Origin of the sequence: Cribrihabitans pelagius (assembly GCF_048820915.1) — a bacterium.
GTDB classification, from domain to species: domain Bacteria; phylum Pseudomonadota; class Alphaproteobacteria; order Rhodobacterales; family Rhodobacteraceae; genus Cribrihabitans_A; species Cribrihabitans_A pelagius.
Map to the genome: position 1 here is coordinate 358,678 of NZ_JBMERR010000001.1, position 8,533 is coordinate 367,210.

The 8,533-nt window shown below is 65.0% G+C and carries 9 protein-coding genes, 1 tRNA gene and 1 pseudogene; 9 read left to right on the forward strand and 2 right to left on the reverse strand.

The genetic code is table 11. The features are described from left to right. Positions 1 to 20: 20 nt before the first annotated feature. Complete coding sequence (locus ACOHX0_RS01655; RefSeq protein ID WP_420674886.1) at positions 21 to 401, reverse strand: DUF2237 family protein; 381 nt, start codon at positions 399 to 401, stop codon at positions 21 to 23. A gap of 215 nt (positions 402 to 616) precedes the next feature. Next, complete coding sequence (gene ychF / locus ACOHX0_RS01660) at positions 617 to 1,714, reverse strand: redox-regulated ATPase YchF (RefSeq protein ID WP_420674887.1); 1,098 nt, start codon at positions 1,712 to 1,714, stop codon at positions 617 to 619. Positions 1,715 to 1,936: 222 nt separating this feature from the next. On the opposite strand from ychF, the gene ACOHX0_RS01665 reads away from it, so the two are divergent. From ACOHX0_RS01665 to ACOHX0_RS01705, 9 genes and pseudogenes are all read left to right on the forward strand, one after another. After that, positions 1,937 to 2,434 carry an acyloxyacyl hydrolase gene (locus ACOHX0_RS01665; RefSeq protein WP_420674888.1) on the forward strand — a complete coding sequence of 166 codons (498 nt, stop codon included), beginning with the start codon at positions 1,937 to 1,939 and terminating at the stop codon, positions 2,432 to 2,434. Positions 2,435 to 2,536: 102 nt separating this feature from the next. Next, positions 2,537 to 3,328 (forward strand): tryptophan synthase subunit alpha, encoded by a 792-nt coding sequence (gene trpA, locus ACOHX0_RS01670; protein ID WP_420674890.1) that lies wholly within the window; start codon positions 2,537 to 2,539, stop codon positions 3,326 to 3,328. A 213-nt stretch (positions 3,329 to 3,541) separates the two neighbouring features. After that, positions 3,542 to 4,708, forward strand: coding sequence for an alpha-hydroxy acid oxidase (locus ACOHX0_RS01675; protein WP_420674891.1), 1,167 nt, complete (start codon positions 3,542 to 3,544; stop codon positions 4,706 to 4,708). Between the two features lie 136 nt (positions 4,709 to 4,844). Further along, positions 4,845 to 5,474, forward strand: a complete 630-nt coding sequence (locus ACOHX0_RS01680) for a 50S ribosomal protein L25/general stress protein Ctc (protein WP_420674892.1) — start codon at positions 4,845 to 4,847, stop codon at positions 5,472 to 5,474. A gap of 385 nt (positions 5,475 to 5,859) precedes the next feature. Beyond that, on the forward strand, positions 5,860 to 6,591 hold the full coding sequence (gene pth, locus ACOHX0_RS01685; RefSeq protein ID WP_420674894.1) for an aminoacyl-tRNA hydrolase: 732 nt from the start codon (positions 5,860 to 5,862) through the stop codon (positions 6,589 to 6,591). Positions 6,592 to 6,610: 19 nt separating this feature from the next. Then, positions 6,611 to 7,531: a nucleoside hydrolase gene (locus tag ACOHX0_RS01690; RefSeq protein WP_420674895.1), complete on the forward strand. Its 921-nt coding sequence runs from the start codon at positions 6,611 to 6,613 to the stop codon at positions 7,529 to 7,531. A gap of 208 nt (positions 7,532 to 7,739) precedes the next feature. Further along, positions 7,740 to 7,829, forward strand: a tRNA-Ser gene (locus tag ACOHX0_RS01695). Positions 7,830 to 7,952: 123 nt separating this feature from the next. Then, positions 7,953 to 8,375: an Arm DNA-binding domain-containing protein gene (locus tag ACOHX0_RS01700; RefSeq protein ID WP_420674896.1), complete on the forward strand. Its 423-nt coding sequence runs from the start codon at positions 7,953 to 7,955 to the stop codon at positions 8,373 to 8,375. Positions 8,376 to 8,437: 62 nt separating this feature from the next. Beyond that, positions 8,438 to 8,533, forward strand: a pseudogene (locus tag ACOHX0_RS01705) (IS5/IS1182 family transposase); the annotation flags it as partial.

Here is an 8,533-nt window from a genome sequence, read left to right on the forward strand (position 1 = left end):
GCTTTCACGGGGGGCCGGCGTCAGGCCGGATTGGCGGCGGCGTAGCTGCGCAGCACCGGCAGCGGCACGATCTCCAGCGCCCGTGCGTGGGTGGCCTCCAGATGCACCTGCGGCGCGCAGCCCTCGTCTGCGGCTTGCAGGAAGCGGGCCGCGCAGAGGCACCAGCGGTCGCCCGGTTTCAGCCCGGCAAAGCCGAGGTCCGGGCGCGGAGTGGAGAGGTCATTGCCGACGTATTTGGAGAAGGCCAGAAATTCCGCCGTCATCACCGCGCAAATAGTGTGGCTGCCCATGTCCTCGGCGCAGGTGTTGCAATGGGCATCGCGGAAAAAGCCGGTGAGCGGTTTGGCGGAGCAACTGGCCAGCGGGCCGCCGAGGACGTTGATGCTTCTGTCTTTTTCCATCGCGGAACTGCCTGTTGCTGGAACCGTAAGCGGAGGCCGCACCGGGCAGCCGTCCCTGTGAGTGTAGCGCATGCGGCGGGTCTGTCGCGGGGAATTTCCGGCGCAGGGGCGTGGCGCGGCAGCGGGGCAGGGGGAGCCGGGGCGCCATAGGGCGCACAAAAAACCGCCCGCCGGGCGGAGCGGCGGGCGGTGGATCATGCAGGCGGACGAGTGGCTCAGGTGTTGAACAGGAAGTGCAGCACGTCGCCGTCCTTCACCACATAGCTCTTGCCTTCGGCACGCATCTTGCCCGCTTCCTTGGCGCCCTGTTCGCCATTGCAGGCGATGAAATCTTCATAGGCGATGGTTTCGGCCCGGATGAAGCCCTTCTCGAAATCGCCGTGGATGACGCCTGCAGCCTGCGGCGCGGCGGTGCCGGTGCGGATGGTCCAGGCGCGGGCCTCTTTCGGGCCGACGGTGAAATAGGTCTCCAAGTGCAGCAGTTCGTAGCCCGCGCGGATCAGACGGTCGAGACCAGCTTCGCTGAGGCCCATCTCCTCCAGGAACATCTGCGCCTCTTCCGCGTCGAGCTGGCTGATTTCTTCCTCGATCTGGGCGGAGATGATCACATGCGCGTTGCCCTGCGCCGCGGCCATTTCCGCGACCTTGGCGGAATGTTCGTTGCCCACGACCGATTCCGCTTCGCCCACGTTGCAGACATAGAGCACCGGCTTCGTGGTTAGAAGCTGCAGCATCTTCCAGGCCTTGGCGTCCTCGGCGTCGACCTCGACCAGGCGGGCGGGCTTGCCGTCTTCCAGCATCGCCTGGGCTGCAGCCAGCAGGCGCTCCTGCTGCTGAGCCTCCTTGTCGTTGCCCTTGAGCTTGCGCACCAGGTTGGCGCGGCGCTTCTCGATGCTTTCGAGGTCGGCCAGCATCAGCTCGGTCTCGATCACCTCGGCGTCGGCAACGGGATCAACGCGGCCGTCCACATGGGTGACGTCGCCATCCTCGAAGCAGCGCAGAACATGAGCGATGGCGTCGGTTTCGCGGATGTTGGCGAGGAACTGGTTGCCCAGGCCCTCGCCTTGCGAGGCGCCCTTCACAAGCCCCGCGATGTCGACAAAGGTCATCCGGGTCGGGATGATCTGCTTGGACTTGGCAATTGCCGCCAGCTTGTCCAGCCGCGCGTCCGGCACCGCGACCTCGCCCACGTTCGGCTCGATCGTGCAGAACGGAAAATTCGCCGCCTGCGCCGAGGCGGTTTTGGTCAGCGCGTTGAACAGCGTCGACTTGCCCACGTTGGGAAGACCAACGATTCCCATTTTAAAGCCCATACCGGCCTCCTGATGCCACTTGGGAGGTGCTTCTAGGCAGCATTGACGCATGGTGCAAGGCGGCTGTGCCGGCGGGGCCGGGGCGCCGGACACCGCTGCGGCGGCAGGGTTCCGAGCGCTGCCGCACAGCGCCTCCTCACGGAGAATTTGGCCGGTGTGTCTTGGAAATGCGGCCGGATGGAATAAATGCAGTGAAAAGAAAGTGTTTTGCGAGGGACCCGAATGAAACGCACTGCTATTGTGGCGGTAGCCATGTTCGCCGCCGTCTCTGCGCCTGTGATGGCGCAAGAAGTTGTCCTTGGACTGGGGTATTCGGACTTTTCCCGTGACGGCGCCGAGGACAGCGCCCTGGCAAGCGTGGAGTACATGCACCAGCCGTTCCACGAGGGCCGGATCCTGTCGGCGCGGGTCGGCGCCGCGCTGGAGGTGCAGGAAACCGGGGATGTGTTCTTCGGGGCCGGAGTCAGCGGCGTCTGGGATCTGCGGCAGGACTGGTTTGTCGAGGCCAGCGTGATGCCGGGGGTTTATGCCGAAAGCGTCGACCTCAATGATCTGGGCTCCACTTTCGAGATCCGCAGCCAGCTGGCGGTAGGCAAGCGGTTCCTGAACGGCCGGGCACTGTCGCTGGCGCTGTCGCACAAATCCAATGCCTCTACCGGGGACAGCAACCCCGGCGTCAACACGCTGAGCCTGCGTTATCATATTCCGCTCGACGGCTGAGGCGGCCGCGGGCGGTACGGAGGCGGGTTGGCAAGCCGCGCGGGATTGATTTCCCGCGCAACTTTCGGCACATCTGAGCGGAAACTTTGAAAAGGCCCGGACATGACCCGCATCGACGCCAAATTCGCCGAACTGAACGCCGCCGGCCGGAAAGCCTTTGTCACCTATGTGATGGCGGGCGATCCCGATTTCGACAGCTCGCTGGAGGTGGTGAAGGGTCTGCCCGGCGCCGGTGTGGACATCATCGAACTGGGTCTGCCCTTCACCGATCCGATGGCGGACGGGCCGACCATTCAGCTCGCCGGGCAGCGGGCGCTGGAGGCTGGCATGACGCTGGAACGCACGCTGGAGCTGGCGCGCAAGTTCCGCGAAGGCGACGACAAAACGCCGATCGTGCTGATGGGCTATTACAACCCGATCTACAACCGCGGCGTGGACAAATTTCTGGAAGACGCCAGGGCCGCGGGCATCGACGGACTGATCGTGGTGGACCTGCCGCCGGAAGAGGACGCAGAGCTCTGCATCCCGGCGCAGAAGGCGGGGCTGAACTTCATCCGGCTGGCGACGCCGACCACCGATGACAAGCGCTTGCCGAAGGTGCTGCAGAACACCTCGGGCTTTGTCTACTACGTCTCGATCACCGGCATCACCGGCGCGGCCGAGGCCGAGGCGGGCGACGTCGGCCCGGAAGTCGCGCGGATCAAGGCGGCGACCGATCTGCCGGTCATCGTGGGATTTGGCATCAACACCCCGGAGAAGGCGGAGAAGATCGCCTCGGTCGCCGATGGCGCCGTGGTGGGCAGCGCGATCGTGAGCCAGATCGCTCAGGGCAAATCACCAGAAGATGTGCTGGCGTTTGTGAAGTCGCTGGCCGATGGGGCGCATCGGGGCTGAGCGCGGTTATCGGCCTATCATCATTCCATACACGCTTCCCGCCGCCCGGCCTTCGGCCTTGCGAAAGGGGGAAGGTGGCAAGCCGTCGTTGTAGTTCCAAAGCCGCGCCCGAGGGTGCGGCTTTTTGCATTGCAGCGCGCGGATACAGCAACGTTGCGGGGGCTTGCCGAAATTGGTAAGGAAACTTTACCAGACCAAGCGGAGGGGCCCCCGGTGCCGGTAATCACCAATATCAACGATCTCAAGCGCATCTACGAACGCCGGGTGCCGCGGATGTTCTACGACTATGCTGAAAGCGGCAGCTGGACGGAGCAGACATTCCGCGAGAACACCTCGGACTTCGAGAAGATCCGCCTGCGCCAGCGGGTGGCGGTGGACATGTCCGGACGCTCGACCGCGAGCACGATGATCGGCCAGGAGGTGGCGATGCCGGTGGCGCTGGCGCCGGTGGGGCTGACGGGGATGCAGCACGCCGATGGCGAGATCAAGGCGGCAAAGGCGGCGGAAGACTTCGGCGTGCCCTTCACGCTCTCCACCATGTCGATCAATTCGATCGAGGAAGTGGCGGAGGCGACCTCGAAACCGTTCTGGTTCCAGCTCTACACCATGAAGGACGAGGACTATATCCGCCGCCTGATCCAGCGCGCCAAGGGTGCGGGATGCTCGGCGCTGGTGATCACGCTGGACCTTCAGATCCTGGGGCAGCGCCACAAGGATCTGAAGAACGGCCTGTCGGCGCCGCCGAAGCTGACGCCGAAGACCATTGCCAACCTGATGACGAAATGGGCCTGGGGTATTGAAATGCTGGGCGCCAAGCGGCGCAACTTCGGCAATATCGTGGGCCATGTGCATGGCGTTTCCGACACGTCGCAGCTGGGCGTCTGGACGGCGGAGCAGTTCGACCCCGCACTGGACTGGGGCAAGGTCGAAAAGCTGATGGAGATGTGGGGCGGCAAGGTGATCCTCAAGGGCATCCTGGACGCCGAGGATGCGCGCATGGCGGCGAAGCTGGGGGCCGATGCCATCGTGGTGTCGAACCACGGCGGGCGGCAGCTGGACGGCGCGCTGAGCTCGATCCGGATGCTGCCGGAGATCCTGGACGCAGTCGGCAGTGACGTGGAGGTGCATCTCGACAGCGGCATCCGTTCGGGCCAGGACGTGCTGAAGGCGCTGGCGCTGGGGGCCAGGGGCACGATGATCGGCCGCGCCTTTGTTTACGGGCTTGGCGCCATGGGGCAGAAGGGCGTCACCGCCGCGCTGGAGGTGATTCGCAAGGAGCTGGACACCACCATGGCGCTCTGCGGCGAGCGCTCGGTCACGGCGCTGGGCCGCCACAATTTGCTGATCCCCGAGGATTTCGGCGGCCGCTGGCAGGATTAGGCAGGATCGGCCGGGCGCGCGGGCTGTCCGGCGGGCCATTTGCGCTTCCCAAATCCCCGCATCCGGTCTATAGGCACGGCTTCACGCGGGGTGACAGCCTTGGAGGCACCCCGCCCTGACATATTGGAGAATAGACATGGCAAAAGAGATTCCTGATCTCGTAGCCCAGGAACGTGCGGGGACGGGCAAGGGCGCCGCTCGCGCAGCACGCCGCGCAGGCATGGTTCCGGGTGTGGTGTACGGCGGTGACGTGGATCCGCTGGCAATCCAGATCCCGTTCAACGAACTGCTGAAAAAGCTGAAGGCCGGCCAGTTCAAGTCCACCCTGTGGAACCTGAAGGTCGAAGGCCAGGACGACGTGCGCGTGATCTGCCGCGACGTGCAGCGCGACGTGGTGAAGGACCTGCCGACCCACCTCGACCTGATGCGCCTGCGCCGCACCTCGAAGATCAACCTGTTCATCCCGGTTGAGTTCATCAACGAGGAAGAAGCGCCCGGCATCAAGAAGGGCGGCGTTCTGACCGTTGTGCGCCCCGAGGTGGAACTGGTTGTGACCGCGGGCGACATCCCCGAGAAGATCACTGTGGACCTCGCCGGCCTGAACATCGGCGACGTGGTGACCATCTCCGCGATCGATCTGCCGGGCGGCGCCAAGCCGACCATCGACCGCGACTTCGTGATCGCCAACATCTCCGCTCCGTCGGGCCTGAAGGCCGCCGATGACGAAGCCGAGGAAGAAGGCGAAGAAGCCGAAGCCGAAGCGTAAGACATCCGCCTTCGGGCCGGATGCAGGCGGGGTCCCTCGGGGCCCCGCTTTTCTGTTGGGGATGGTGCATTTCGCGAAAAGCCGTACCGGCCATGAGGGCGCGCGCCCCGCGCGGAACAGGCCGATAGGCCGCCGCGCATCGCCGGCGCGTTCCCACGCGGCGGCGATTTGGCTGGGGCTGGGCGCTCCGCCGAGAGGGCGTACGGACCTGGCCGGGATAAACTGCCAGATACTCCCGTCAGGATCGCCACCGCGCGCGCCGCCGGCGCGCGGCTTTTTGTTCAGGAGCAAGCTGCATGCGCCCGCCCCGGCGCCCGGAGGGTGGATTTCCCGGCGGGTTCGGGGCATGTAGCATGACCAAAGGCAATCAAGCACGAGGCGCGCGATGAAACTCTTTGCCGGACTGGGCAACCCGGGGCCGAAATACGCGGGCAACCGGCACAACATCGGCTTCATGGCCGTGGACCGGATTGCCGCCGACCATGGGTTTTCGCCCTGGCGCAGCAAGTTTCAGGCCGAGGTCTGCGAAGGCACGCTGGGCGGAGAGAAGGTTCTGCTGCTGAAGCCGCAGACCTTCATGAACCTCTCGGGCCAGCCTTTGGGAGAGGCGATGCGCTTTTACAAGCTGACGCCCGCCGATGTGGTGGTGCTGCACGATGAGCTGGACCTGGCGCCGGGCAAGGCGCGGGTGAAGCAGGGCGGCGGCCATGCCGGCCACAACGGGCTGCGCTCGATCCATTCGCATATCGGGCCGGACTATGCCCGGGTGCGGATCGGCATCGGCCACCCCGGCCACAAGGATGCGGTGGCAGGTTACGTGCTGCGCGATTTTGCCAAGGCGGACGAGGCCTGGCTCGACGACCTGCTGCGCGGCATTTCGGACGGTGCGGCCGATCTCGCCCGCGGCGACGGCGGCAAGTTCATGAACGCGGTGGCCCTGCGGGTGGCGCCGCCGCGCAGCTCGGGCGGCAACGGGGATGGCAGGGGCGACGGCAAGGGCAAGGGCGAGATGGCTAGGAAGGCGGGGCAGGGCGGCGGCCAACCCAAGCCCGCCGCCGGGACGCCGGCGCCGGATGCGCGCTCGCCTCTGGAAAAGCTGATCGACAAATTCAAGTAAGCGCTGGGAGAACACGCACATGGTGAAACTGATCATCGACACGGATCCGGGCATCGACGATGCCATGGCGATTTTCTACGCGGCAGCGGCGCCGGACATCGAGCTCTTGGGGCTCACCACCATCTTCGGCAATGTGACCACTGCCACCGCCACCCGCAACGCGCTGCGCCTGCTCGAAGCCGCGGGCGTCGACGCGCCGGTGGCCCAGGGTGCCGCGGCACCGCTGAAACTGCCGCCGTTCAAACCCTCCGCCCATGTGCATGGCGAGGAAGGCTTCGGCGACATCCCCGCGGCAGATCCAGAGGGCGCGCCGCTGGCCGAGGAGGCCGCAGCGTTCCTCTGCCGCATGGCGCGCGAGCACAAGGGCGAGCTGGTGGTCTGCCCGGTAGGGCCCCTCACCAATATCGCCCGCGCGCTGGAGCTGGACCCGGAGTTTGCCCGGAACGTGAAGCAGATCGTGATCATGGGCGGCTCGCTGGAGGAAGGCGGCAACATCACCCCGCATGCCGAGGCCAATATCTATCACGACCCCCATGCGGCGGACGCGGTCTTTGCCTCGGGCGCCGATGTGGTGATGGTAGGGCTCGACGTCACCCACCGCATCCAGTGCTCAGCCGCGGATTTCGACGGCATCGCCGAACGCGCGCCGCGGCTCGGCGGCATGCTCAAGGAGATGTCGGAGTTCTACCTGCGCTTCTATCTCTCGGTCGGCAAGCACGAAGGCTGCTCGCTGCACGACCCGGCGGCGGTGATTGCCTGCACCCACCCGCAGCTTTTTGGCATGCGCGACGTGCCGCTGCGGGTCTCCTGCGAGGGCGAGACCGTGGGAGCCACGCTGGAGGACCGGAAAAGCGGCCGTGTGCCGGTCAAGGTCTGCATGACAACTGACTCCGCCGCGGTGAAATCCCTGTTCCTGGAGCGCCTGGCGCTGTTGTCCTGACACGCGATACCGTCCGCGGCGGCCCGTGGCCGCCGCCGCGGACCGGCCTGCGCTGCTCCTTCGCGGGCGGCGCAAACCACACCCGTGCCTGACGTTTGCCGCCCGCCGCCCGCCCCCTGCCGCCAGGCGCGCGCGAATTTTCCCGCTCCTGCCAGAAATTTCAAAAAACGCCTTGTTTCCCCTGAGGCTGGCACATATACGGGTCAGCGGAGACGTGGCCGAGTGGTCGAAGGCGCTCCCCTGCTAAGGGAGTAGGCCCGGAAGGGTCTCGAGGGTTCGAATCCCTTCGTCTCCGCCACTTACCCCCTATCTCGGGCTAATGTGCGCTGAAAATATCAACATTTCAGCAGTTTGGCGGTCATACATCCTGCATTTTGTGCTATTCTACACTGTGTAAGTGTGGGGTAAAATGTGGGATGGGATGATGGACGGTTCCGCGAACAGGGGTGGCAGGAAGTCCGGGCCGCATGTCGAAAAGAGACTCAACGCAGCGTTCGTGAAGAAAGCCCCACCAGGGCGGCACACTGATGGCGGTGGGCTGTATCTCCAAGTCGATGCCTCAGGAGCGCGCCGCTGGGTGCTTCGTGTCGTGGTGCATGGCAGACGCCGCGACTTTGGCCTCGGTTCTGCAAAATTGATCACGCTCGCTGAGGCCCGCGAGAAGTCTTACGAGATGCGTCGCTTGATCGCGTCGGGGGGGAATCCGAAGGTTCGCAAGCGCGAGCAAGAAGGGCGCGCAACGACTTTCGCGGAACTTGCGAAGACGGTTCATCAGAAGAAGTTCAAGGACACCACGAAAAACGGAAAGCACATCGCCCAGTGGATCAATACGCTGGAGACCTAGGGTCAGGACCCATTGATTTTCGGTTATCGGTATGATTCACGGCTCGAAAACGAGCGGTGACCATGTCTGATCTTTTCTGGCTAACTGACGCGCAGATGGCGCGCCTTGAGCCTTTCTTCCCCAAGTCCCACGGCAAGCCACGCGTTGATGACAGGCGG

Excerpts from the sequence above, each read along its gene's own strand:
- ACOHX0_RS01680 (WP_420674892.1), top strand. The coding sequence starts at position 4,845 with ATGGCAAAAGAGATTCCTGATCTCGTAGCCCAGGAACGTGCGGGGACG.
- ACOHX0_RS01690 (WP_420674895.1), top strand. The coding sequence starts at position 6,611 with ATGGTGAAACTGATCATCGACACGGATCCGGGCATCGACGATGCCATG.
- trpA (WP_420674890.1), top strand. The coding sequence starts at position 2,537 with ATGACCCGCATCGACGCCAAATTCGCCGAACTGAACGCCGCCGGCCGG.
- ychF (WP_420674887.1), bottom strand. The coding sequence starts at position 1,714 with ATGGGCTTTAAAATGGGAATCGTTGGTCTTCCCAACGTGGGCAAGTCG.
- ACOHX0_RS01655 (WP_420674886.1), bottom strand. The coding sequence starts at position 401 with ATGGAAAAAGACAGAAGCATCAACGTCCTCGGCGGCCCGCTGGCCAGT.
- ACOHX0_RS01665 (WP_420674888.1), top strand. The coding sequence starts at position 1,937 with ATGAAACGCACTGCTATTGTGGCGGTAGCCATGTTCGCCGCCGTCTCT.
- pth (WP_420674894.1), top strand. The coding sequence starts at position 5,860 with ATGAAACTCTTTGCCGGACTGGGCAACCCGGGGCCGAAATACGCGGGC.
- ACOHX0_RS01700 (WP_420674896.1), top strand. The coding sequence starts at position 7,953 with ATGATGGACGGTTCCGCGAACAGGGGTGGCAGGAAGTCCGGGCCGCAT.